Genomic DNA, 24,263 nt, shown 5'->3' with positions numbered 1-24,263 from the left:
TTTAGGCATTATACTAAGTGAGCACCACCATCAATAAGAACAGCCGTCCCAGTAGTAAAACCATTTTTAGCAAGATATACATAGGTTTCAGCTATGTCTTCCGGCTTTGCAATCCGTCCAACAGGGAGCTGTTGTGCAAGGCCGTTGAACAGTGCTTGCCTCTGATCATCTGACATTCCAGCATAGATTGGAGTGTCTACAATTCCAGGTGAAACCACGTTTACCCTAATAGGGGCTAGGTCTACGGAAAGTCCTCGAACCAATCCTTCAATGGCTGAATTGATTGCTGCTAACGTAGTAGCGCCTTGAGGAGGACGAACGCCATATACACCAGAGGTTAGGGTGATTGAGCTCTCATTGCTTAAATATGGAAGTGCTGAACGGACAGTAATATATTGCCCCCAGAATTTACTATCAAACGCCTCTTTAGCACTTGCCACAGGCAGTTCGCTAAAGTGCCCCATTGCGCCTTCACCTGCTGTAACCACAAGGTGGTCAAATTTTCCAACCTTACTGAAAAATTCTGCTACTTTTTCTTCGCTTCGAAAATCGATTTCAATTGCTTCTACACTGCCACGAAGAACTTGTTTTGCTTCATTTAATTTGGAAACAGAACGGCTGGCAATGATCACTTGAGCAGAATGATCTAGAAACGCTTTAGCAGTTGCTAAACCAATACCAGAAGTACCCCCTAAAACAACTACTCGTTTACCATTTAATGACATAGTAAAGCCCTTCCTTCCTAAAACCTTTTTTGTATTGATCATTTTATTTCTAAAACGATATTATTCAGCTAATAATTTTAAGGATTCACGATTAAAGGCAGGAATATCATCCGGAAAACGGCTTGTTACAATATTATTGCTTACCACAACTTCTTCATCTTTGTAGTTAGCACCTGCATTTTTGAGATCGTTCCTTATTGATTTGAAACCTGTTATGTCGACCCCTTTTAATAGGTCTGTATCAATTAATACTTGTGGGCCATGGCAAATGGCAAAAACAGGTTTACCTTCTTGTATAAATACTTTTGCGAATTCACCAAAACGGTCATCTTCACGTAATAAGTCAGGAGAGAAGCCGCCAGGGATTAGTAAAGCATCAAAGTCTTGAGGATTAACTTCCCCAATTCCTTTATCTATTTTTACTGTTTCACCTTTCTTACCAGTAATATCTTTTCCAGCCTGTATGTCGATTGTGATCACTTGATGCCCAGCATCTTTAAATGCTTGTGCTGGTTCTGTGAATTCTACATCTTCAAATAAGTCTGTTATTAGTGTAGCGATTTTTTTGCTCATAATGATAAGCCTCCGTGCTTAGTATTTGTTACTGCTAGATATATGGGATTATAAAAACAATTAGTATCGCTCAGTCACGCGTTTAATGATGGTGATGGATTTTGGAAGAATTCGTGATGTCAAATCCTGCTTGCGGCACATAGAAATACTTGATCCAAACCCCATCTAAAAACGGTTCCCTTTTATCAAGTAAAACATCAATGCCTTTGTCTGTTTTCACAATTTCATCATGGACCGTTGGCGTATCAAGTTTTACATCATAATGGGCATGGTCCCCATGGTTCAATGTAACGTAGACACGAACCATTTTCCCTTCAGAATCTTCACTTTCCAACAGTTGTTTAAGCACTTTAGCAGCATTTCGGTTAATTTTGCAGTTCATATCATTGTCTCCTATTCTAACGACTCTTATCTTTTTAATTAAGGAATCTTGTAAACAACCTCATAACCTGATCTCACGGTTTGCTCCATATTCAATGCCTAAGAACAATCATCAGGAAGGTTTCCTTGCTGATGTTCTCCTTTTTACCTTTCATTTTTTATAATTTCTGCCAGAAGCTCGTATGAATGCAGGCGAGCTTTGTGGTCGTAAACTTGGGCAATGGCCATGATTTCATCAGCCTGGCTCTCCTTCAAAAATGTATGCAGCTTGTCCTTTACCGTCTGCTGGCTGCCAACAATCGATGTGCCTAATTGCTGCTCGAGAGCCTTTAATTGGTAGCCGCTGGCCACTTCGGATATGTTATCTACCGGTGGTTGAAGCTTTGTAAGGTTGCCGCTCATCAGATTCAAAAATTGCTGCTGCAGGGTTGTGAAAAGGTGTTTTGCCTCTTTATCCGTTTCTGCTGCAATGATATTCAATGCCACCATCGCATACGGCTTATCGAGAACATTCGAAGGCTGAAACGCCTTGCGATAGATCTGTAGAGCACCCAGAGTGTTAAGTGGCGAGAAATGGGAGGCAAACGCGAATGGCAAACCCAGTTCTCCGGCCAGCTGCGCACTGAAGCCGCTTGAACCCAGCAGCCAGATTGGAATATTCAAACCTTCACCTGGAATCGCTTTTATTGGGTTTCCTTGGGCCAAGGATGGATCAAAGTAACCGCGGAGTTCCGCTAATTGCTCAGGAAAGTCATCTCCAGTACTTCTCAAGTCGCGTCTCAATGCACGAGCGGTCCCCTGATCTGTACCGGGTGCCCGCCCCAGACCAAGGTCAATTCGCCCAGGATATAAGGATTCAAGAGTGCCAAACTGCTCAGCGATGACGAGCGGAGCGTGATTCGGCAGCATGATTCCTCCTGAACCAATCCGGATTTGTGATGTACCGGCTGCCACATGGGACATCACCACAGAAGTGGCGGAACTGGCGATAAACGGCATATTGTGGTGTTCAGCGAGCCAAAAACGGTTGTAGCCAAGTTTTTCAGCATGCTGTGCGAGTTCCAATGTATGGCGGAAAGAATCAGCAGGAGTACTTCCGGCTGTTATCGGTGAAAGATCCAGCACCGAGAATGGAATTTCGTTTATTTTAATTGCATGTTTAGACATAAGTTCATCTTCTTCCCTTATCTAATTTTATTAAAAACTAATCTCATACTGGAATTTCATGAGTCGGAAAGTAAGGCCGCACAAACTCTCCAAGCTCTGTATGACTTCCTCGGGAGGGCGCTTTGAAAAATACAATACAAATGCCAGGTGATTGACACCTATGGATTGGAATTGATATAAAATTTCTAATAACTGTTTGTGTCCTACACGAAATCCTAAAGGAATCGGAATAGGAAATACATCGGTATTTTCCGATAAATCGATATATAATGTCTGAGTGAAAGGCTTAAACACTTCTGTGGTGTGAACTTCCGATAACTCGCGATAGTCGTTAATCAATTGAGTTTGTTGTGGATAATCCTCAGGTGATGGATCGAGCAGTCACCATTCTGGGCGATCCATTCAATCGATTGATCGCTAAACCCTGTCACCATGGTCGGAATCGAAGAAAAAGGCATGGGGGTCATTCTCATATCCGTTCCATCGATGACGCCTACTCATTTTATCCTTTTGGTACAACCTGTTATATGCTCGATGCTGTAATAAACTTACTTCAATTCTCTTAAATTTTTGTACCAATGTATTTTTCGAACTTTTTGATCGTCTCCTCATTACGGCGATAATACGTCCATTGTCCGATTCGCTTTATTTCAACAAGTCTGCTTTGCAGCAGAATCGATAAATACTGTGAAGTAGTGGATTGCGAAATCCCCGCCTTGCTTCGGATATCCCCTACGCAAACCCCGCCTTCAAATCCTTCATCCGCAATAATATGGGCTTGCGGTGAAAAATGACTGTCGGGATCTTTTAACATTTGAAGAATGCCCACCCTCGTCTGGTTCGACAATGCCTTAAAAATTTCAACGGCTTGTTCATCATTTAAGCGTTCCAATTCCTGCTTCAATGTCATCAGCCTCTTTCTATATCGATTATCACTATCCCAATGGAAGCTGGATAGATGATCTGAAAGCATCATGCTAAATCGGGAATTCCCGATATTAATATAGTAGCCGTCTGGTCCTTCCAAATCAAATGATTTGCTTCGAAGGAGATACGGCTAAAAGCTCCCATCTTAAAATAGACCACTAAAAAACCTGCAAATAACAGGTTTTTTCGACGATTCCGCCACTCCATCTTTAAACTTATTCCATTATTTTCAGCTTATACACTTCTCTATTTGATGCAAGGTCTGCAAGATCTTACTTTGGATAGCCAAAAGCCTACAGAATTCATTCCGTAGGCTTTCGATTATATGAAAATTCAGGGAGGAAATGTGGAATTAGCTTAAGGCTTTTACTAAAGCTTCCCCAAATTCTTTAGCGCCATCTGGACCATCACCAGTGATAATATCATCATGAGCAACAACATGTTTTTCAACATATGTTACTTTATTCGCTTTTAATTGGTCTTTTTGTACATCTACTGGATAGCAAGTTGCATCTCTTCCAGTAAGTAAACCCGTTTTAGCTACAGTAACCGCACCTGCACAAATTCCTGTTACAAGAACTTTATTAGTATACGCTTGTTTCAAGTAGTCTTGTAATTCTTTATTTTCCCATAGATGATCGTTCGTACCAGATCCACCAATAACAGATACAACATCATAGTCAGAAGCAAAAACGTCTAAAAAAATGACCTCAGCAGTTGCTTTACCTTCATAATCCCCTATGATTTCACCTGTTTTTGTACTTGCAATTGTCACATCAATTCCGTTGCTTTCCAATTCCGCTTTTGGTTGAAATAATTCGTCTTCATTGAAACGTTCTGGTGGTATAATTAAAAGTGCTTTTTTACTCATTTGTAGTTCCTCCTCATTAATGAAAAAGATTTGCCGATAAGACGACTATTTCATTCTACTGCTTGTTTTCTTCACTGTGAAGAATGCACTTTTTTGTAAGGAGGTTACCGACAGGTTACAATTGAGACAAATAAGGAGGTAAGAATGTATGCCAGATACATTTAGAGATGAAGTTAAAGAAAAGATCATAAATGGTGATTATAATTGTGAAAAAGAACTTACCTTATCAATTATAAGTGGTAAATGGAAAATTGTTATTTTATGGCATTTAGGGGTAGAAGGACCACATCGATTCAGTGATCTCCAAAGGCTTTTTCCAAAAATATCTCATAAAATATTAACGAATCAATTAAGAGAACTGATGGAAGATGGAATAGTTCATCGCGAGGTTTATCCAGAAGTTCCACCGAAAGTGGAATATTCCATGACTGAATTGGGGATGACTTTACTTCCTATCGTTGAAATGATGTATGAATGGGGCAAAAATCGGATAGCAGAAATCATAAAAGAAATGGATATTTCGGAATTAAACAATTAAGCATAAGCTTACATTTACGTTGCTTTACAAAACCTATTAGAAAAGAAGCACCTTCACTTAACTGTATGGAAGGTGCTTTTTTTCTACCCATCATGAAAAAATTAAAATGTTCGAAGGGTCCAACACGACTAAACCAAGGTATTATTAATCCATTTTATTAATGATGCTTGATAAATTTCACTGATGCTTAGAAACTATAGGGCTAATAGTAATTATTTTAAGCTGTTACTAATAACGGGTATACTAATATGGAAAGGAAGTGGTTCATCATGAATACTATGAAGGCGATAGGATTAACTCGTTACCTTCCAATTGATAATCCCCAAAGTCTGGTGGACGTAGTTGTAGAAAAACCAAAAGCAACGGGTCGTGACATTTTGGTCAAAGTTGCGGCCATATCGGTCAATCCTGTTGATACAAAGGTACGAGCTCCTAAGGAAAAAGTTGAGGAAGTTCCTAAAATTCTAGGTTGGGATGTAGCAGGAGTCGTCGAAGAGACAGGACCGGACTGTTCATTGTTTCGTCCGGGAGATGAAGTTTTTTATGCTGGCAGTATTGCACGACAAGGCGGAAACAGTGAATACCATCTGGTCGATGAACGAATCGTTGGGCGCAAACCTGTTTCCTTAAGTTTTGTGGAAGCCGCAGCTCTTCCCCTAACCTCCATTACAGCTTGGGAAGCGTTATTTACCCGTATGTCTATTTCCCAAGATCCTGGGACTAACAAAGGAAAGGCTCTGCTGATCATTGGTGCAGCCGGGGGTGTAGGTTCCATTGCCACTCAGCTTGCAAAACAAGCGGGGCTTACTGTAATCGGAACTGCTTCCCGACCGGAAACTGTTAGTTGGGTTAAATCAATGGGCGCGGACTATACCATTAATCACCATGACCCGCTCCTTCCACAACTTCAAGCAATTGGATTTACAAACGTTCCGTACATTTTTTGCCTGAATGCTTTGGAAAAACACTGGGCCGGTATTAGCGAAGCTATTTCTCCGCAAGGAGTTGTGTGCGCTATTGATGATCCAACCTCTCCGCTGGACCTCAAATTGCTTAAGCAAAAAAGCGTCACCTTCGTGTGGGAGTTTATGTTTACTCGCCCTGTTTACGAAACAGATGATATGATTGAGCAGCATCTATTGCTTAATCATATTGCTGATGCTGTGGACCATCAAAAATTAAAGACAACACTGGCCGAAGTCCTTGGACCGATCTCAGCAGAAAATCTCCGTCAAGCCCACAAATTTTTGGAGAGTAACAGGGCGATTGGTAAAATTGTCCTGGAAGGTTTTGTTTAAAAACCTGATTACAGAGAGCGATAAATTGGTGATCCGATAATTGCAATTAGATATAAATATAAAGCCGACTGCTGATCGCAGCCGGCTTTAATTACACAAAGAAACTTTCTTTTACTTATGATATGGTTCATCGAGATATATCTAAATCAGGTCTTTTTATTTTATTGAGAGTAGATTTTTTACGTAACTATCCTTTCATTAAATTCTATAATCATACCCGAATTCAATCATAAAATCATTCTAAGAATTCCGTTAATCCCTAGGTTTCCCTTTGAAGTCTTAACTGTAATTGAAAAGAATCAAACAAATGGTTTCAGAAACAATTTGTTCATAATAGAGCTCGCTTTCATTACCAACTCCGTACATTATCCTTGGTCTACCTTTTGTTCCGATTAATAATAAGTCCATTACCTCTACTTCATCTATCAATGATGGTGGATGAAAATCTTTTTGACTACAAATCCTAACGTTTATGGATGAAACTCAACATCCAAATATTTCCTTATTTTATAGGAAAATGTTCATCGACAAATAATGGTGTTTTAATCGAATCAATTAGTTGAAGTCCATTTGTAAGGGTCTTTCTTTTCAATAAAGTTCGAAAGCCAAATGGTAGCAGCAAATACAACCAAATAAGTGATAAAGGATAAATACAATTTCCAACCTGTATATGTAAAAACTTGAAACTTTACTGCAATCCATTCTAGAGCAATCGCTACCCCAGCCCAAAAAATAATATAAAATAGATACTTTAAGCCTTTTGGTTTTTTATATTGATAGAAGTTTACTACAAAGTAAGAAAGAGTAGGGTAAGTTACAAAGTGCAATAATACATCAAATAATTCATGCTTTTTATGATCAATCGTAAAGTATAATTCATATGGTTTTACACTAAGGGTAATATCAGCTAACAAAGCAAGAAAAACATTAAAAGTCCAAATAATAGTGATGGTAGCAGCAGGCAAGCGTCTAGGTAATATAAACATGAGGCCCCAAGTAAGTACTGTGGAAAAGATAATAAATATTTCATTTGAATCAAATTTCTCAGGAAAAGGTAACATCATGACGTATTCACCACTTTGTCTCTATAAATAAGTTTCTCTAAATAAAAAGAGTAAATAGCCAATAATAAAATAATCAGAGTGTATCTCAAATATGAATAAAATACATTCCAATTTACCCATTCCAAATATCCAAAATGAACGAAAAATTCTTCAATTGAAATGAGTGCTGTTAAGAAGATGAAGAGATGAATAAGTTTACTGAAAATAGTTCTTTTAGAGAACAAAATATAAATAACCCATAAAAGTAACGCTGGCTTGAGTGACAACTCAGGAATTTTTTGTGTCCAAAAAATTAACTGACTTGGATCTTGCTTTGTAAGTTCTAAATTTAAATTAATGATTAGACCTGTATTCGTAATAAGAATATTGGAGAAAAAATAACAGCCCAAGATGTTAGTGACGTTCATTTTCTTCATCAAGATGTATAAGGAAGTAAAGGATAATATCGCTAAAATTAGAAAAAGCCACAATATTTTCATATTAGCCACCTTTTTTATTTTCATCTACATTATTTTGTACATATAATGTCAAAAAATACTGCATCTAAATGTTATTCTTTATACTACAACTTTTGAGGAATAGAAAATCTTATGCATGATGATATAATTAAAAATGAACATAGCAAATAACCTTTCCTGGATAAATGGAAGGTTTTTTTCTTTTCACCTATTTTCCTTCTAAATTACGAAAGGCTCTTTATGCGTTAATACAGCATAAATCGACTGGATAAGCTTGCTAGCATTTGCCATAATTACTACCTTATGTGATTTTCCTTCGCTTTTTTTATCATAAACCTCTTTAAACTTTTTGTAGCCTTAAACCAATTTTACGGCTAAACGAAGAGCTTTATCTTTCTTAAGCGAGAATCAATACAAGCCAAAGGGAAGCAGGGGACGGTTCTTATGATCTATGTGATGAAATCAGTGATCTTGATTGGGCTATCGCACTTGGGCAGCTAATCGAGCTTCTTCAAGATGTCCTAAAAGAAAGCAACAAAAAGATCCAAAAGTTAATTCAAAGTCAACTACCACACTGGATTGTAGGCTTACCTAACTAAAACAAAGTCTACCGGCCTATTTGAGTGTGCGAAAGTTGAGTTATTAAAATTTATGCCTTCCACGAACTTTCTCGCTTCACTCGGCGGAAAGCCTTTGTAAAATCCAAAGATCACTAAATCTCCCTCTCCATTAAAGTCACCTCAGTATAAAAATTAATCTGTTATTCCTATGTACAAGTGAAATACTGCTTATCTCCATCGCCTTTCATAATAAATCAGTTTCCCATAACCCAAGCTGGCCTTTTGCTGGAATACGTTCATTCAAGATCTTCATGTCTTGAACCTCCCAAGCATATCCTCCCACATTAAAGTCTCCTAAAAAATAATCATTTCCTGATACGATTTGTCCATTTTCCAGGACTGCTGATGTCTGATTTTTTTCAGTTATCTTCAGACAATTTTCAAGCCGGCCTACAGAAATGATCATTCCGGTCGGAAGGGTCTCTTCTGTATATCCATGCTTACCGAGCAGCGAACGGATGGCCACATGCCTGCAGACAGCCTTATCTATTTTTTTACTTGTATGAATGGCAAGCGGCCCGCGATAGTTTGTTTTCCATGACCTTGTTTCAAATTCATTCTCTCGAAGGACAAAAAGACTTGCCCAAGGCTGAATCATAGATAATACCTTCATTCTCCCGGCCACCAATCTATAAAGTTTCGTTTCTCTTATCGTGTCCATAGAGAAGAATATTATTAGCAAAAAGGTTTAATTGGAATTCGGAAACCAGAATTATAATTCATAACAAAAAGGATTTACTTGTTTTATTTTCCTTCTAACTATTGTATGAAATCTCCTAAGAAAATTTTTTATATTCTGTAACACAAAACTGCATGTGATTTTTCTTTGAATAGTCCTAGGGATAATTAGTAAACATGCTTGGGGTTTACCGTTATTTATGATACGGTTCACCACTATTAATCCTAAACTAATTTATCTATTAATAGAAATGTTAAACAAGAATTTAACTCCACTTATAAACTAAACTGCTCAGTAAGTTTAAGTACATTTTTTTCCCAAGCTTCAAGATTTCCATCTTTTCAAAACAGGTTCCTGCGTATTTGGCAGCTTTACCTTCTCTTCCAGATATATATATGTCGCCTTTAGATTGTGATACCAAACATCTAGCTCTGTTTCATCCTCATATCTTGCTACAATACCTTCGTTCAGGCTTAAAAGGCTTCTGAAAAAAGCAGAAATAGATAAGAACATTACTCCACACTCATTTATTCATTGATTGAAGCTGGAGTTGGTATTGAAGAGATACAACAGCGGCTAGGACATGCCAATTTGATAGATTAGTAAACTATTTATCCAAATTAACACCATTTGTTTTCGGGCTATCTAAAAATTTATGATAAGGTTCATTCTGAGAAGACACCAGCAAGTCTACGTAGATGTAAAATAAAAAAACACTTTAAAATAATAATGGTCTTGTTCCCATCAAGTAGACAATGTAAAAAAACTATTCAGTTAGCGCGTGCCGATATTCAATTGGCGCGCGTTTTTTAGTTTGTTTTGAGTTCGTTTGTCAAGAATATAAAAAAGAACACCTTAAAAAAATTGTCTAGTTTAGTGTTGACATACCACTTTTATAAATAGATATGTTGCAGATAGATATAGCAATTTCTCTCAATAAATAAATTCAATCTTCAACAATAAGTCCCGTTTGCAGAATCTTATTGAAAATCAATCAAATTTGTATAACAACTATTATCACCAGAAGTTTTGAAGTGGTAAACAGTCTGTCATTCTATGGTACACTTTTTGTCATTCAGTGGTAGGAAATATGTCAAGAATGGTACATTTCGTTGGCTGTAATCACTATGAAAAGCAATATATTTGTAAATTAAACGAAATTCCATTCTATGAATTGAGTATTGCGAACAGATTGAGCCATTAGTGCGGTAAATTGAGCCACTATTTGCGGTCATCTGAGCCAGTGAGTGCGAGGGCAAGGGCCAATTTCACCATACAATCGTTTATGGGATGCAATTCGTACTTCTTTGAAGTAAACTTCAATTAAATCCGTGGTTAGTCGTATATCGACATTCTCTCGGACATAATCATATGGAACGGAGTAATACATTCGTTCAACTTGGTTGTAGTAGTTCAGTTGAACTTTTGCTGTTCTCCATTCCGCAAGTTTAAACCTTGTTTGAGGAAGCTGTTGAAGGTAGGATTTCTCTTCTTCCTCAAACACCTTTTTGCGCGAACCGGGTCGCTTTTGAAATTCAGTGGTGTTGATTTCTTCTAGGTTTTCAAAGATTTTCTGATTTAAATCTTGAAGGTATTCTAGCCAGGGATTAGTCATGGTGTCGTCCAAGCTTTCCCACACCAAGATTTTTGGCGCGTTGAACGATATCTGAAACTGTATTCCTTGAATGTCCAGTGCTAGAACTAATCGTTCTTTGTCTGACTTCTTCAAGGTGAAGTTCCAGAATCTTTCGGTAATTAATCATAAAAAAAGCCTCCTGTATAATAATGTCATGCTTGCTGGCATGCAAGGATAATTATACAGGAGGCTTTTCTTTATTCTATTTATAGTGGTACTGCACTCCGCAAAGGATGGCTTTTTACTCCGCAATGACTGGCTCAATAAACGTATAGGTCCAGATTACTATAACAAAGATTTTTTTGGCCAAAATGGAAAGACAATACGGTTATCCCATCGTGGTTAAAAATGTGCGAGATCGAATGAAAAGATTACTTAAAATTGCAGGTCTAAATGAAGAGTTGACTCCACATAGTTTGCGACATACTCATACGTCGCTTCTTGCGAAGGCAGGTGTCTCACTCGAACAAATCATGGACCGCCTCGGTCATACAGACGATCAAATTACAAAAAACGTGTACCTCCATGTCACGGAAGACATGAAAAAAGAAGCCTCTCAAAAGTTCGCTGAACTCATGAGAAGCCTCCGTTAAAAACCTCAATGTTAGCAAAATGTTAGCAAACCACTCTCACCTTACCAACAAATCCAGTCATATCAAGGGTTGAGGCAGCTTATTACATCATGCCGCCCATTCCACCCATTCCGCCCATTCCAGACATATCAGGCATGCCGCCGCCTTCTTCAGGAATGTCCGCTACTACTGCTTCAGTAGTCAGGAACATTGCTGCTACAGACGCTGCGTTTTGAAGTGCAGAACGAGTTACTTTCGTTGGATCTACGATACCTTTTTCGATCATGTTTACCCACTCACCAGTAGCTGCGTTGAAACCGACACCTACTTCTTCCTTCTTCAGACGTTCTACGATGATAGAACCTTCGAGTCCTGCGTTGTGAGCGATTTGACGGATTGGCTCTTCAAGAGCACGCAGCACGATGTTGATACCTGTTGCTACATCTGCATCCGCTTCAATTGATGCTACTTTGTTGTATACGTTCACTAGTGCCGTACCACCACCGGATACGATGCCTTCTTCCACTGCTGCACGAGTAGAGTTCAATGCGTCTTCGATGCGAAGTTTACGCTCTTTAAGCTCAGTTTCAGTTGCAGCTCCAACTTTCACGACTGCTACTCCACCTGCAAGCTTTGCAAGGCGCTCTTGTAATTTTTCTTTATCAAATTCAGAAGTGGACTCTTCTAATTGAGCACGGATTTGGTTTACGCGGGCTGCGATTTTTTCCGGATCTCCAGAACCTTCAACGACAGTCGTGTTTTCTTTCGTTACGACTACTTTCGCTGCGCGGCCAAGTTGAGTGATGTTCGCAGATTTAAGATCCAATCCAAGATCCTCTGTGATCACTTCTCCACCAGTAAGTACTGCTAAGTCTTCAAGCATTGCTTTACGACGGTCACCGAAGCCAGGGGCTTTGACAGCAACAGCGTTGAATGTTCCGCGAAGTTTGTTCACAACAAGTGTTGCAAGAGCTTCACCTTCAACATCTTCAGCTACCATTAATAGTGGCTTACCTTGTTGTACAACTTGCTCAAGAACAGGAAGTACTTCCTGGATGTTTCCAATTTTCTTGTCAGTGATTAAAATATATGGATTTTCAAGAACAGCTTCCATCTTATCAGAATCTGTCACCATGTATGGAGACGCATATCCACGGTCGAATTGCATTCCTTCCACCACGTCAAGCTCTGTTGTGAAACCTTTCGATTCTTCAATGGTGATAACGCCGTCGTTCCCAACGCGCTCCATTGCTTCTGCAATCAGTTGACCCACTTCTTCGTCAGCCGCTGAGATTGCCGCAACTTGAGCGATTGAATCTTTGCCTTCGATCGGCTTAGAGATCACTTTTAATTCTTCGATGGCAGCTTGAACCGCTTTTTCGATACCTTTACGAACGCCAACAGGGTTAGCGCCAGCTGTTACGTTTTTAAGACCTTCACGGATCATCGCTTGAGCAAGGACCGTTGCAGTCGTTGTACCGTCACCGGCGATTTCGTTTGTTTTGCTTGCTACTTCAGCAACCAGTTTTGCACCCATGTTTTCGAATGCATCTTCTAATTCAATTTCTTTTGCAATCGTTACACCATCATTTGTAATAAGTGGTGAACCGAATTTTTTCTCAAGTACCACGTTACGTCCTTTTGGTCCAAGAGTTACTTTTACTGCATTTGCTAATTGATCTACACCGCGAAGCATGGAACGGCGTGCTTCTTCGCTGAATTTAATATCTTTAGCCATTGATAAAGTCCTCCTCTTATTTAAGTAAAGTATTGTTTATATACGAAGTTTGATTATTCGCCAACTACAGCCAGAATATCGCTATCACGAAGGATCAGGTATTCTGTGCCTTGGTATTTCACTTCTGTACCAGCGTATTTAGAGAAAATGATTCGATCGCCGACAGCTACCTCAAGAGCAACGCGCTCACCGTTGTCAAGAATGCGACCAGTACCTACAGCCATCACTTTACCTTCTTGTGGCTTTTCCTTTGCGGAATCCGGTAGCACAATACCGCTTGCTGTTTTTTCTTCTGACTCAACTAGCTCGATAACGACGCGATCACCTAGTGGTTTTAACAAGTGAAACAACCTCCTTGAAATTATGTAAATGATATTTATTAGCACTCGCTTATTGTGAGTGCTAACACAACTATTATATTAATTAATTCGTTTTCATTTTGCAAGAGTCCTGCCTAAAATTTTTTTCGTCATATTTCTCTTTTTTTCACACCCTCCAATCCTATGCCTCCCCATATGCCTTTATTCTTAAATCAATGGAAGAGTGGCAATTCTTACAAACCCCTTAAATTTGAACACTTTCTCTTTTCTTAGTAGAATTGTACAGGAGTATGTTCAGGACGAATCCTATTCGTTCTTCATCTAACAGGTGTTAAAGGAGATCAAACGTTGAAAAAACATTTCGGATTTATCTTAATTGCCTATATTGTGATGCAGCTTTCCAGTGTTGTCGGGATACCCCTTTTATTTAAGATTGGTGTTGATGTCCTTGCGATTCCAGAGCAGACCGTACGAAATGTTGTTCCTGGATACTGGCTTGTGATTAGCTTTACATTAACTCTCCTCGTCGTCTGGGGCATTCTTAGAAAGAGCGAGACAAGCACCAACCTTGAACGGTCCGCTCCTATGAATGCAGGAAGTTCAATTGTGTGGGCTGTAGTCGGGATTTTCATGGCGTTCATCGCTCAATCCATCGCGATACAGATTGAGTATGCGTTAGGTATCCAAATGGGATCTGAAAATACGCAGATGATTATTGGGATTATTGAAAAGGTACCTCTATCGATGATGGTAGCTGCGATCATTGGCCCTATTTTAGAAGAGATTGTATTCAGAAAGATTATCTTCGGTGTTCTTTATGAAAAGATGAATTTCTTCTTCGCCGCGTTAATCAGCTCTGTTATATTCGCTCTCGCGCACTTTGAGCCTGAGCATGTGATCTTGTACTCTGCAATGGGCTTTACCTTTGCGTTCCTTTATGTCAAAACGAAGCGGATACTGGTTCCAATATTTGCTCACGTTGCCATGAATACAACGGTCGTTCTAATGCAATCTATCTATAAGGATGAAATTGAAAAAATGATGAACGAAGCTGAACAAATACAAGGATTTATTGGAGGATTATTTCTATGAGGAGATCACCACTATTTTCAGGCGTGATTTATCTCCTTCTCGGTGTGCTCTTCACATACTTTGCTGTGCAAAATGTACAGGATGATGGTTGGGGATTTTTCACTTATATGCTCGTCTTTCTGGCAACCCTTGATTTTGGTTCCGGGTTGCGGATGGTGATGCTGCATTTCAAGATCAAAAAGAAAATAGAGAATAAAAAATAAGGATTGATCTTTTGATCAATCCTTATTTATATCCTCGAACTGTTCCATTTCAAGCTTTTGTTCTGCTTCTAAAACCTTCTTATATCCGATCTTAGAGATCCAAATGCTGATTTCATAAAGAAGGAGCAAAGGAACGGTTACCATTAAATGCGAGACGATGTCCGGCGGTGTGATGAAAGCGGCTATGACTAACAATATGAAGTAAGCCACTTTTCTCATTTGTGCCAATAACATCGGAGTAATAATCCCCAAACGTGTCAGAAACAGCATAATAACCGGCAGTTGAAATAGAAATCCAAATGGGATGGTTATTTGAAACAGGAAATGAAAGTATTCATTAATTCCAATCACTTGCTGGATATTCAGATTGGTTGATAAACCCATCATGAATTTCACGACATATGGAAACAAAATAAAATATGAAAATGACAATCCACCTAAGAAAAGAAGGACAGAAATAGGTATGTAACTGAGCGTTACCTTTCTCTCTTTCTCATATAAGCCTGGACTCACGAACGACCATACTTGAAATAGAATGATGGGTGATGTCATGATGATCGCAATAAACATGATCATTTCCATATAGATTTTGAGAGGGTCTGTAATCCGAAAGGCGTTCATGGTTAATTCTTTCGCTTCATCCGCGTGCTGCAAATATCGAATCAACGGCTCCGCAAGAAAAAAGCTTACAATTACCGCTAACAAGAAGAAAACGACTACAAACATGAGTCGTTTTTGCAATTCTCCTATATGTTCATAGACTGTCATGTCTCTTTGACTTTGACTCATGGCGTTCATCCTACCCTACTTAGCTTTTTTACTATTATCGTCCTCATCATCTGCTAAGCCCTTTGTTGCATTCTTAAACTCACGTAATGTATTCCCAGCTGCTTTTCCTAACTCAGGCAATTTCTTTGGTCCAAATATCAGTAAAGCAACAACCGTTATCAATACGATACTACCTGCACCTAACATAATGAGACACCTCCTCTTTTACCATTCTATCATAACGTAAATACGAATCATTTTCTATTCGGATATGATTCCATCTTGTGACATTTCCGTGTCATCCCCTGAATAATGCTTTAAGAAGTAGACCAGTGACTGAAGTTCAACTGCCAAATCAATATGATGGACGCGGATATGGTCCGGCACCGTCAATCTCGCAGGAGTGAAATTCAGGATCCCCTTAATATTAGAAGAAACCAATCGGTCTGTGATATTTTGAGCAGAAGATGCCGGAACTGTCAGAATGGCCACCTCAATATCATGCCCCTCAAGACTCTCTTCTAAATCATTTAAATGAAAAACGGGTACATCGCTGATTTGTGTCCCAACCTTTTTTTCATCCACTTCAAAAGCCATTTCAATCTTTGTATTATTATTCTTTATAAAATTATAATGAAGAAAAGCTGTACCGAGATTCCCTACACCTATCAGCACAACCTTCGTAATGGCATCCTGATCCAATGTCTTACGGAAAAAGGATAGAAGGTAATTGACATTATATCCATATCCCTTTTTACCCAACGCGCCAAAATAAGAAAAATCTCTGCGTATCGTGGCAGAATCAACCTTCACCGCTTCACTCAATTCTTTCGATGAAACCCTCTGCTTTCCCGATGAGTACAGATTCTTGATAAAGCGATAATATAGCGGAAGGCGCTTAGCCGTTGCCTGTGGAATTTTCGTTGTATCCTGGTTCATATTGTATTCCCCCACATCTATTCAAAACCTCTGATACCGCTTCCAAAATAGAAAGCAGACAGAATTTAAAACTCTACTACCCATCATACACTATATTTTATCCTAAGTGTACGAAGATTAATAGTCGATTTATTGCCGTTCCCCTCCCAAATACGGTACACTAGCACTATGAAATAGAGGTGAAACGTCATGATTCTATTACAAGTGAATCAACTAACGAAAAACTTTGGTGCCGATAATATCCTATCAAATATTAAGCTTGAAATACAGACAAGAGATCGCGTGGCTCTCGTCGGACGCAACGGGGCAGGAAAATCGACTCTTTTAAAAATAATTGCAGGTCATCTCTCTTATGATTCAGGAGATATCACGAAGCCAAAAGGGGTCTCCATTGGATACCTCGCGCAAAATACAGGCTTGGAATCTGAGCTTTCCATTTGGTCAGAAATGCTGACCGTATTCGAAGAATTACAAACTCAAGAAAAACAATTAAGAAAACTTGAGAAACAAATGGCCGATCCTTCTGTTTATGAGCAAGAAGATTTATACCAACGCGTATTAAAGGAATATGATGAACTTCAAGTACGTTTTAAAGATTCCGGCGGCTATCAATATGAAGCAGATATTCGTTCAGTCCTGCATGGATTGAACTTTGCCGACTTTGATTATGAAACGAAGATCTCTACTTTAAGCGGTGGCCAGAAAACCCGTCTGGCTCTTGGTAAGCTTCTATTGACCAAGCCTGACATCCTCATTCTGGATGAGCCTACCAACCATCTTGATATTGAGACTTTGTCGTGGCTTGAGACGTACCTTCAAAGCTATGAAGGAGCTGTCTTGATCGTTTCCCATGACCGCTACTTCTTGGATAGCGTCGTCAATCAAGTGTATGAAATTTCACGAAATCGAAGCAAAAAATACCTGGGTAACTACAGTAAATACCTTGAACAAAAAGCAGAAGACTACGAAAAGGATCTCAAGATGTTCGAGCGCCAGCAACAGGAGGTCGCGAAACTGGAAGACTTTATCCAGCGAAATATAGCCCGGGCTTCTACTACCAAGATGGCCCAAAGCCGCAGAAAAAAATTAGAACGAATGGATATAATGGACAGACCTCTGGGTGATGAGAAATCCGCCAACTTTGCTTTTCAAATTGATCGTCCAAGCGGAAATGATGTTCTTCACGTCCAAGATCTTACCATCGGATATGGAAAAGGCGAAAGAATTTCATCTCACATCGACTTCGCTGTTAAAAAAGGCGACAGCATCGCCCTTGTAGGTCCTAACGGTATTGGTAAGTCCACCCTATTGAAAACATTAGTGAATAAACTCCAACCACTTGACGGAGCAATTAAATTTGGATCAAATGTTTCGATTAGTTACTATGATCAAGAACAAGCTGAACTGTCTTCCAATAAGACCGTCTTAAACGAACTGTGGGACGAGTACCCAATGAAGATGGAAAAAGAAATCCGAACCGTACTCGGAAACTTCTTATTCTCAGGGGAAGATGTCTTAAAGCCGGTTTCAACACTTAGTGGCGGAGAGAAAGCCCGACTGGCACTGTCCAAGCTTATGATGGAAAAAGGGAATGTCCTCATCCTGGACGAGCCGACAAACCATCTTGACTTGGACAGTAAAGAAGTGTTGGAGAATGCCTTGATTGACTATCCAGGAACGATTCTCTTTGTGTCCCATGATCGTTATTTCATCAATCGCATCGCCACAAAGGTTGTTGAACTTTCCAGAAAGGGTTCAACAGAATATCTTGGCGATTATGATTATTATGTAGAGAAATTGCAACAGCAGGAAGAACTGGCCGCACTCGAGCGGATGGAACAAGGAGAGCCTGTTTCACAAGTCACTACTCAAAAGCAATCTCATAAAATCGATAAAGAAGCAAAAAAACTTGAGCGTCAACGAAAACGAAGAGTTGAAGAAATTGAAAACAAAATGGAAACTCTGGAAGAAAACATTCAAGAAAAAGAAGACCTCCTTTGCGACCCGGAGATCTTCCAAGATCATGAAAAAGTCCAAGACATCAATGAAGCACTGACAAAAGAAAAAGAAGAGCTTGAATCTCTATTGGAAGAATGGACAGAACTTGAAGAACTTCTTCAAGGAGAACAATAATCCACAGGGTTGGGGATAAGTATTCGATTAACTTGCTCCCCACCCTTTTCTTATTCCACATTATTATCCACATTCAAAATCCTAAACAATCGTTATTCACACAACTTTTCCACATTATCCACATTCAAACTCTTGGTTATCCACAGTCCATTCCAGAAAATAGGCTATTTATCCCAGGTCTTTTTCACATAGTGTACACAACTTATACAAAGTTATTAACAAATTATCCACAACCTGTTGATAAAACGTATGTTCGTTCTTTTTTTCTTTCATGCTACCTTATTTGGTATACGTTAACCACAAGATATTCACATTTTCCTCCGTCTATTAACGACATCGATTAACAGAGCTAAAAAGAGAAAAAAGCTTAAACGAAGTTAACGTTTAAGCTTTCACTATTAGAAATTCTCTATATCAAGCCCAGGATGTGCATTCATATCCATGCCGCCTCTTTTTCCTTGTTCGAATAAAACCGTTCCTGCCGCTGCAATCATAGCGGCATTATCTGTACAAAGAGATAACGGAGGGATGACCAGCTCGGCGTCCACTCCCTCAAACGCTTCTTGTAGAGCCGCACGCAACCCTTTATTTGCCGCTACACCTCCAGCTAGTAAAACCTGTTCGACTTGAAATTCCTTCACAGCTTTAATGGTCTTGGTTACTAACACGTCAATCACACTAGCCTGAAAACTGGCTGCCAGGTCTTGTGGATGAATGGTTACTCCTTTTTGCTTAGCATTGTGGAGCGTGTTAATAACCGCAGATTTCAATCCACTAAAGCTGAAATCAAAAGAACCTTCTTCCAGCCATGCCCTTGGCAAATCAAGGGTAGCTTCTCCTTCTTGAGCAAGCCGATCGATATGGGGTCCACCTGGATAAGGAAGACTCAATGTTCGAGCTACCTTATCATAGGCCTCCCCGGCAGCGTCGTCCCGTGTTTCTCCAATTACTTGAAACGAACCGTGCTCTTTCATTAACACAAGCTCCGTATGTCCCCCGGATACGACCAAAGAAAGGAGAGGAAACTTCATCTCTTTCACTAGTCGATTCGCATAGATATGCCCTGCAATATGATGGACACCCACTAAAGGTTTGTTGTGAGCAAAAGCAAGTGCCTTTGCTGCGTTTACCCCAATCAGAAGAGCACCTACTAAACCTGGACCTTCCGTCACGGCCACACAATCAATCTCCACCATCGTCATCCCGGCTTGTTGAAGTGCTTCCTCTAACACATACGTAACTTGCTCCACGTGATGACGAGAAGCAATTTCAGGTACCACTCCACCGAATCGCTTATGACTTTCAATCTGAGAGGAAACCACATTCGTCACAATCTCAGTTCCACTTTTTATGATTGCAACGGCTGTTTCATCACAGCTCGTCTCAATTCCCAATACAAACATATCTTTATTCATAAATTCACCCACATTACTAAAGCATCTTCTTGATTATCCGAATAATACCGCTTCCGAATTCCGCCATCTTGAAACCCAAGCTTTCTATATAAATGCTGCGCAGCTAAATTGGATACTCTGACTTCAAGAGTCATCACACGAGCTCCAAACTTGGTGGCAATGCCCATGATCTTACGCATAAGACTTTCACCCAGTCCCTGTCCCCGGTATTCGGGAAGCACTGCTACATTGGTGATATGAGCCTCATCCACCACAAGCCACACCCCACAATATCCCGCGACATGGTCGCCATCCTCGACAACAAGGTAGGTAGATAGATGGTTATGTTCAATCTCATTCAAGAAAGCGTCTCGACTCCAAGGAATGCTAAAAGATTTCATTTCAATGTCCATTACAGCATCTAAATCATCAACCGTCATAAATCGAATGTCCATTTTCTAACGATCCTCTATCTCTATTAAGAATTTTTTTGAGATTCCAGCCATTTCACTTCTGCTTCAGCCATTCGAATATAATTAGGGAGTACCTCATGAGCTGAAGTCTCAGGGAACCCTGCCCCTATGAAAGCGAGCTCAGAAGGACGTGGATTATGACTGACAAACGGAGCAATCTTCGCTTGATCTCCTAGTATCTCTTTAATGGTGCTTTCGTGAATCGTTACATCATTACCTACGAACAAGATATCTTTATTTAACTCTTTTAACGTAGTGACCCACTTATCAAGCAATATATTACAATCTTCCTCAACACACGTTAGTTGATCGTCCTGGAATTCATACAGTCCTGTGTACACCTGTCCTCTTCTCGCATCAAACAAAGGAACAATATAACCGGGAAAATATCGTCCAGACGAAGCCAGTGTCGCAAGACTTGAAACGGGTATAAGAGGAATATTCAATGACCAAGCCAGCGTCTTTGCTAACGTAACTCCAATGCGAACACCTGTATAAGAACCGGGGCCATTTGCTACCACAATCTTCGTTAAGTCCTTAGCCTCTATCCCACAATCCTTCATTAATTGTTCAATGGCCGGCATCGCCCTTACAGAATGATTTTTTTTAATATAGGTAATATACTCTCCAATCACCTTATCCTCTTCAATCAGGGCAACACCTAAAGGATAATTAGAGGTATCGATGGATAATATCGTCATGAAACAACCTCCTTACACAGCTCTCTATATCTTTCTCCAAAAGGTTTCAACACGATTCTTCTTGCTGAATCACCTTCCCGGAAAATCGATAAACCCAATATTTCTTTCGGAAGTTGATCTTGAATCAAGTGAGCCCACTCAACGACAGTCACACCTTCCCCCTCAAAATATTCATCGAATCCCAAGTCTTCAAAGGAATCATCCAGCCGATAAACATCCATATGATAAAGAGGCAAACGCCCCCGATATTCTTTTATGATTGTGAAGGTTGGACTGTTTACGTTCTTCGAAATACCTAGGCCTTTTGCCAATCCCTTAGTAAACGTCGTTTTTCCCGCTCCAAGATCACCTTCTAATGTTAACACATCCCCAGGCTGGAGGTATGCTGCCAGCTTCTCGGCAAACGCTCCAGTCTCTTCCGGACTAGCGGTTATTAACTCATACTGATTCATGTTAATCTCCTCTATTGTAAATAAAGTATAAAAAACCCTTAGGATCGTTTGTTACCCTAAGGGAAAATGTATATATGTAGTTTACCCTTTTTAGGGTATATGAGTAAAGTTAATGATAATAGGCAATAAAAAAAACGAAACAAAGGTTTCGTTTGAATAAACAAATCTGGCGGTCCGGACGGGACTCGAACCCGCGACCTCCTGCGTGACAGGCAGGCATTCTAACCAACTGAACTACCGGACCAAAGCTTTTTGCGTAAGCAAAATAGGTTTCATTATTTTAGACGATAGTCAAAATAACTACCCATGCATGACTCATCAAGGATTATACTATCCTTAGTCAAAAATGGTATTGCGGGGACAGGATTTGAACCTGCGACCTTCGGGTTATGAGCCCGACGAGCTACCGAACTGCTCCACCCCGCGACGATATGAATACTACTTAAGGTGATACTTTCTATATTACTATATGCATCTTCACAAATAAAGTGATTGTGCAAAAAAATATTTCGCCTGGCGACGTCCTACTCTCACAGGGGGAGATCCCCCAACTACCATCGGCGCTGAAGAGCTTAACTTCCGTGTTCGGCATGGGAACGGGTGTGACCTCTTCGCCATTGTCACCAGACGAATTATTCAATTGAAGGGTTGTTCCTTCAAAACTAGATAAAGAATTGATGTCAAGAAAGCCAAGTATCGACCAATTGTTGTTCATTTAAAAAATGACTCTTTGTGGTTAAGTCCTCGATCGATTAGTATCAGTCAACTCCACATGTCGCCATGCTTCCATCTCTGACCTATCTACCTAGTCATCTTCTAGGGATCTTACTCACATACGTGATGGGAAATCTCATCTCGAGGGGGGCTTCATGCTTAGATGCTTTCAGCACTTATCCCTTCCGCACATAGCTACCCAGCGATGCCTTTGGCAAGACAACTGGTACACCAGCGGTGCGTCCATCCCGGTCCTCTCGTACTAAGGACAGCTCCTCTCAAATTTCCTGCGCCCACGACGGATAGGGACCGAACTGTCTCACGACGTTCTGAACCCAGCTCGCGTACCGCTTTAATGGGCGAACAGCCCAACCCTTGGGACCGACTACAGCCCCAGGATGCGATGAGCCGACATCGAGGTGCCAAACCTCCCCGTCGATGTGGACTCTTGGGGGAGATAAGCCTGTTATCCCCGGGGTAGCTTTTATCCGTTGAGCGATGGCCCTTCCATGCGGAACCACCGGATCACTAAGCCCGACTTTCGTCCCTGCTCGACTTGTAGGTCTCGCAGTCAAGCTCCCTTGTGCCTTTACACTCTGCGAATGATTTCCAACCATTCTGAGGGAACCTTTGGGCGCCTCCGTTACTCTTTAGGAGGCGACCGCCCCAGTCAAACTGCCCACCTGACACTGTCTCCCACCCCGATAAGGGGCGCGGGTTAGAATTTCAATACAGCCAGGGTAGTATCCCACCGATGCCTCCACCGAAGCTGGCGCTCCGGCTTCCAAGGCTCCTACCTATCCTGTACAAGCTGTACCAAAATTCAATATCAGGCTACAGTAAAGCTCCACGGGGTCTTTCCGTCCTGTCGCGGGTAACCTGCATCTTCACAGGTACTATAATTTCACCGAGTCTCTCGTTGAGACAGTGCCCAGATCGTTACGCCTTTCGTGCGGGTCGGAACTTACCCGACAAGGAATTTCGCTACCTTAGGACCGTTATAGTTACGGCCGCCGTTTACTGGGGCTTCGATTCGCACCTTCGCTTGCGCTAAGCACTCCTCTTAACCTTCCAGCACCGGGCAGGCGTCAGCCCCTATACTTCGCCTTACGGCTTCGCAGAGACCTGTGTTTTTGCTAAACAGTCGCCTGGGCCTATTCACTGCGGCTCTCTCGGGCTTGCACCCTACCAGAGCACCCCTTCTCCCGAAGTTACGGGGTCATTTTGCCGAGTTCCTTAACGAGAGTTCTCTCGCTCACCTTAGGATTCTCTCCTCGCCTACCTGTGTCGGTTTGCGGTACGGGCACCTTTTTCCTCGCTAGAGGCTTTTCTTGGCAGTGTGGAATCAGGAACTTCGCTACTATAATTCGCTCGCTGTCACAGCTCAGCCTTCACGATGATGGGATTTGCCTCATCATCAGCCTAACTGCTTAGACGCACATATCCAGCAGTGCGCTTACCCTATCCTCCTGCGTCCCCCCATTGCTCAAACGGAAAAGAGGTGGTACAGGAATATCAACCTGTTGTCCATCGTCTACGCCTATCGGCCTCGACTTAGGTCCCGACTAACCCTGAGCGGACGAGCCTTCCTCAGGAAACCTTAGGCATTCGGTGGATGGGATTCTCACCCATCTTTCGCTACTCATACCGGCATTCTCACTTCTAAGCACTCCACCAGTCCTTACGGTCTAGCTTCGCAGTCCTTAGAACGCTCTCCTACCACTGACACCTAGAGGTGTCAATCCACAGCTTCGGTGATACGTTTAGCCCCGGTACATTTTCGGCGCAGAGTCACTCGACCAGTGAGCTATTACGCACTCTTTAAAT

The 24,263-nt window shown here is 40.8% G+C and carries 25 protein-coding genes, 2 tRNA genes, 2 rRNA genes and 1 pseudogene (1 of these 30 only partly in view); 7 read left to right on the top strand and 23 right to left on the bottom strand.

What is annotated here, in order from left to right:
* Nucleotides 1-8: 8 nt before the first annotated feature.
* From AAEM60_RS01605 to AAEM60_RS01580, 6 genes are all read right to left on the bottom strand, one after another.
* Nucleotides 9-725 carry an SDR family oxidoreductase gene (locus tag AAEM60_RS01605; protein ID WP_299746850.1) on the bottom strand — a complete coding sequence of 239 codons (717 nt, stop codon included), beginning with the start codon at nt 723-725 and terminating at the stop codon, nt 9-11.
* 60 nt (nt 726-785) lie between these two features.
* The gene (locus AAEM60_RS01600) at nt 786-1,298 is read right to left on the bottom strand and encodes a type 1 glutamine amidotransferase domain-containing protein (protein ID WP_025727351.1); all 513 of its coding nucleotides are present in this window, start codon (nt 1,296-1,298) and stop codon (nt 786-788) included.
* Between the two features lie 82 nt (nt 1,299-1,380).
* Nucleotides 1,381-1,680, bottom strand: coding sequence for an iron-sulfur cluster assembly accessory protein (locus tag AAEM60_RS01595; RefSeq protein WP_299746842.1), 300 nt, complete (start codon nt 1,678-1,680; stop codon nt 1,381-1,383).
* Between the two features lie 143 nt (nt 1,681-1,823).
* Nucleotides 1,824-2,846, bottom strand: a complete 1,023-nt coding sequence (locus AAEM60_RS01590; protein WP_299746839.1) for an LLM class flavin-dependent oxidoreductase — start codon at nt 2,844-2,846, stop codon at nt 1,824-1,826.
* 562 nt (nt 2,847-3,408) lie between these two features.
* A complete protein-coding gene (locus AAEM60_RS01585) occupies nt 3,409-3,756 on the bottom strand; it encodes a metalloregulator ArsR/SmtB family transcription factor (protein ID WP_299746905.1) in 348 nt (115 codons plus the stop codon).
* 369 nt (nt 3,757-4,125) lie between these two features.
* On the bottom strand, nt 4,126-4,644 hold the full coding sequence (locus AAEM60_RS01580) for a DJ-1/PfpI family protein (RefSeq protein ID WP_341357261.1): 519 nt from the start codon (nt 4,642-4,644) through the stop codon (nt 4,126-4,128).
* Nucleotides 4,645-4,792: 148 nt separating this feature from the next.
* Between AAEM60_RS01580 and AAEM60_RS01575 the strand changes: the two genes are divergently transcribed.
* On the top strand, nt 4,793-5,182 hold the full coding sequence (locus AAEM60_RS01575; protein WP_031537027.1) for a helix-turn-helix domain-containing protein: 390 nt from the start codon (nt 4,793-4,795) through the stop codon (nt 5,180-5,182).
* A 269-nt stretch (nt 5,183-5,451) separates the two neighbouring features.
* Nucleotides 5,452-6,480 carry a zinc-binding alcohol dehydrogenase family protein gene (locus tag AAEM60_RS01570; protein ID WP_341357260.1) on the top strand — a complete coding sequence of 343 codons (1,029 nt, stop codon included), beginning with the start codon at nt 5,452-5,454 and terminating at the stop codon, nt 6,478-6,480.
* Between the two features lie 551 nt (nt 6,481-7,031).
* Here the strand turns inward: AAEM60_RS01570 and AAEM60_RS01565 are convergent.
* Complete coding sequence (locus AAEM60_RS01565; RefSeq protein WP_341357259.1) at nt 7,032-7,544, bottom strand: CBO0543 family protein; 513 nt, start codon at nt 7,542-7,544, stop codon at nt 7,032-7,034.
* A 1,262-nt stretch (nt 7,545-8,806) separates the two neighbouring features.
* Nucleotides 8,807-9,235 carry a 2-oxoglutarate dehydrogenase E1 gene (locus AAEM60_RS01560; RefSeq protein ID WP_341357258.1) on the bottom strand — a complete coding sequence of 143 codons (429 nt, stop codon included), beginning with the start codon at nt 9,233-9,235 and terminating at the stop codon, nt 8,807-8,809.
* 535 nt (nt 9,236-9,770) lie between these two features.
* Here AAEM60_RS01560 and AAEM60_RS01555 point away from each other — a divergent pair.
* Nucleotides 9,771-9,895: pseudogene (locus AAEM60_RS01555) on the top strand (site-specific integrase); the annotation flags it as partial.
* A 637-nt stretch (nt 9,896-10,532) separates the two neighbouring features.
* On the opposite strand, the gene AAEM60_RS01550 reads toward AAEM60_RS01555, so the two are convergent.
* Together AAEM60_RS01550 and AAEM60_RS01545 are read right to left on the bottom strand one after the other, a co-directional pair.
* Nucleotides 10,533-10,916 carry a hypothetical protein gene (locus AAEM60_RS01550; RefSeq protein WP_299746806.1) on the bottom strand — a complete coding sequence of 128 codons (384 nt, stop codon included), beginning with the start codon at nt 10,914-10,916 and terminating at the stop codon, nt 10,533-10,535.
* Nucleotides 10,909-11,064 (bottom strand): hypothetical protein, encoded by a 156-nt coding sequence (locus AAEM60_RS01545; RefSeq protein ID WP_299746803.1) that lies wholly within the window; start codon nt 11,062-11,064, stop codon nt 10,909-10,911. The genes AAEM60_RS01550 and AAEM60_RS01545 overlap by 8 nt, the downstream gene beginning before the upstream one ends.
* 235 nt (nt 11,065-11,299) lie before the next feature.
* On the opposite strand from AAEM60_RS01545, the gene AAEM60_RS01540 reads away from it, so the two are divergent.
* Nucleotides 11,300-11,530 (top strand): tyrosine-type recombinase/integrase, encoded by a 231-nt coding sequence (locus tag AAEM60_RS01540; protein ID WP_341357257.1) that lies wholly within the window; start codon nt 11,300-11,302, stop codon nt 11,528-11,530.
* An 82-nt stretch (nt 11,531-11,612) separates the two neighbouring features.
* On the opposite strand, the gene groL is transcribed toward AAEM60_RS01540, so the two are convergent.
* A complete protein-coding gene (gene groL, locus AAEM60_RS01535) occupies nt 11,613-13,247 on the bottom strand; it encodes a chaperonin GroEL (RefSeq protein WP_034766062.1) in 1,635 nt (544 codons plus the stop codon).
* 53 nt (nt 13,248-13,300) lie between these two features.
* A complete protein-coding gene (gene groES, locus AAEM60_RS01530) occupies nt 13,301-13,588 on the bottom strand; it encodes a co-chaperone GroES (protein ID WP_034766060.1) in 288 nt (95 codons plus the stop codon).
* A 327-nt stretch (nt 13,589-13,915) separates the two neighbouring features.
* Between groES and AAEM60_RS01525 the strand changes: the two genes are divergently transcribed.
* Together AAEM60_RS01525 and AAEM60_RS01520 are read left to right on the top strand one after the other, a co-directional pair.
* A complete protein-coding gene (locus AAEM60_RS01525) occupies nt 13,916-14,659 on the top strand; it encodes a CPBP family intramembrane glutamic endopeptidase (RefSeq protein WP_299746793.1) in 744 nt (247 codons plus the stop codon).
* The gene (locus AAEM60_RS01520) at nt 14,656-14,862 is read left to right on the top strand and encodes a YdiK family protein (protein ID WP_044340660.1); all 207 of its coding nucleotides are present in this window, start codon (nt 14,656-14,658) and stop codon (nt 14,860-14,862) included. Before AAEM60_RS01525 ends, AAEM60_RS01520 begins: the two co-directional genes overlap by 4 nt.
* A 15-nt stretch (nt 14,863-14,877) precedes the next feature.
* On the opposite strand, the gene tatC is transcribed toward AAEM60_RS01520, so the two are convergent.
* The 3 genes from tatC to AAEM60_RS01505 are packed head-to-tail and all read right to left on the bottom strand — an operon-like array spanning nt 14,878 to nt 16,569.
* Nucleotides 14,878-15,651: a twin-arginine translocase subunit TatC gene (gene tatC / locus AAEM60_RS01515; RefSeq protein WP_299746788.1), complete on the bottom strand. Its 774-nt coding sequence runs from the start codon at nt 15,649-15,651 to the stop codon at nt 14,878-14,880.
* 15 nt (nt 15,652-15,666) lie between these two features.
* On the bottom strand, nt 15,667-15,837 hold the full coding sequence (locus AAEM60_RS01510; RefSeq protein ID WP_044340658.1) for a twin-arginine translocase TatA/TatE family subunit: 171 nt from the start codon (nt 15,835-15,837) through the stop codon (nt 15,667-15,669).
* A 54-nt stretch (nt 15,838-15,891) separates the two neighbouring features.
* Nucleotides 15,892-16,569 (bottom strand): redox-sensing transcriptional repressor Rex, encoded by a 678-nt coding sequence (locus AAEM60_RS01505; RefSeq protein ID WP_299746783.1) that lies wholly within the window; start codon nt 16,567-16,569, stop codon nt 15,892-15,894.
* A gap of 189 nt (nt 16,570-16,758) precedes the next feature.
* On the opposite strand from AAEM60_RS01505, the gene AAEM60_RS01500 reads away from it, so the two are divergent.
* Nucleotides 16,759-18,702 (top strand): ABC-F family ATP-binding cassette domain-containing protein, encoded by a 1,944-nt coding sequence (locus tag AAEM60_RS01500; RefSeq protein WP_299746780.1) that lies wholly within the window; start codon nt 16,759-16,761, stop codon nt 18,700-18,702.
* 398 nt (nt 18,703-19,100) lie between these two features.
* On the opposite strand, the gene tsaD is transcribed toward AAEM60_RS01500, so the two are convergent.
* The 8 genes from tsaD to AAEM60_RS01460 all read right to left on the bottom strand — a co-directional run.
* On the bottom strand, nt 19,101-20,117 hold the full coding sequence (gene tsaD, locus AAEM60_RS01495) for a tRNA (adenosine(37)-N6)-threonylcarbamoyltransferase complex transferase subunit TsaD (RefSeq protein ID WP_341357256.1): 1,017 nt from the start codon (nt 20,115-20,117) through the stop codon (nt 19,101-19,103).
* Nucleotides 20,114-20,551, bottom strand: coding sequence for a ribosomal protein S18-alanine N-acetyltransferase (rimI, locus tag AAEM60_RS01490; RefSeq protein WP_299746774.1), 438 nt, complete (start codon nt 20,549-20,551; stop codon nt 20,114-20,116). Before rimI ends, tsaD begins: the two co-directional genes overlap by 4 nt.
* A gap of 23 nt (nt 20,552-20,574) precedes the next feature.
* A complete protein-coding gene (tsaB, locus tag AAEM60_RS01485; RefSeq protein ID WP_341357255.1) occupies nt 20,575-21,270 on the bottom strand; it encodes a tRNA (adenosine(37)-N6)-threonylcarbamoyltransferase complex dimerization subunit type 1 TsaB in 696 nt (231 codons plus the stop codon).
* Nucleotides 21,267-21,722, bottom strand: coding sequence for a tRNA (adenosine(37)-N6)-threonylcarbamoyltransferase complex ATPase subunit type 1 TsaE (tsaE, locus tag AAEM60_RS01480; protein ID WP_299746769.1), 456 nt, complete (start codon nt 21,720-21,722; stop codon nt 21,267-21,269). Before tsaE ends, tsaB begins: the two co-directional genes overlap by 4 nt.
* 167 nt (nt 21,723-21,889) lie before the next feature.
* Nucleotides 21,890-21,966: transfer RNA gene (locus AAEM60_RS01475), tRNA-Asp, on the bottom strand.
* A gap of 108 nt (nt 21,967-22,074) precedes the next feature.
* Nucleotides 22,075-22,148: transfer RNA gene (locus tag AAEM60_RS01470), tRNA-Met, on the bottom strand.
* Between the two features lie 85 nt (nt 22,149-22,233).
* Nucleotides 22,234-22,350 (bottom strand): 5S ribosomal RNA (gene rrf, locus AAEM60_RS01465).
* A 104-nt stretch (nt 22,351-22,454) separates the two neighbouring features.
* Nucleotides 22,455-24,263: ribosomal RNA gene (locus AAEM60_RS01460) — 23S ribosomal RNA — on the bottom strand; it runs 1,126 nt beyond the window's last position.

The organism is Rossellomorea sp. y25, from assembly GCF_038049935.1.
Taxonomy (GTDB): Bacteria; Bacillota; Bacilli; order Bacillales; family Bacillaceae_B; genus Rossellomorea.
This window is presented reverse-complemented; position numbering and strand designations above follow the sequence as displayed.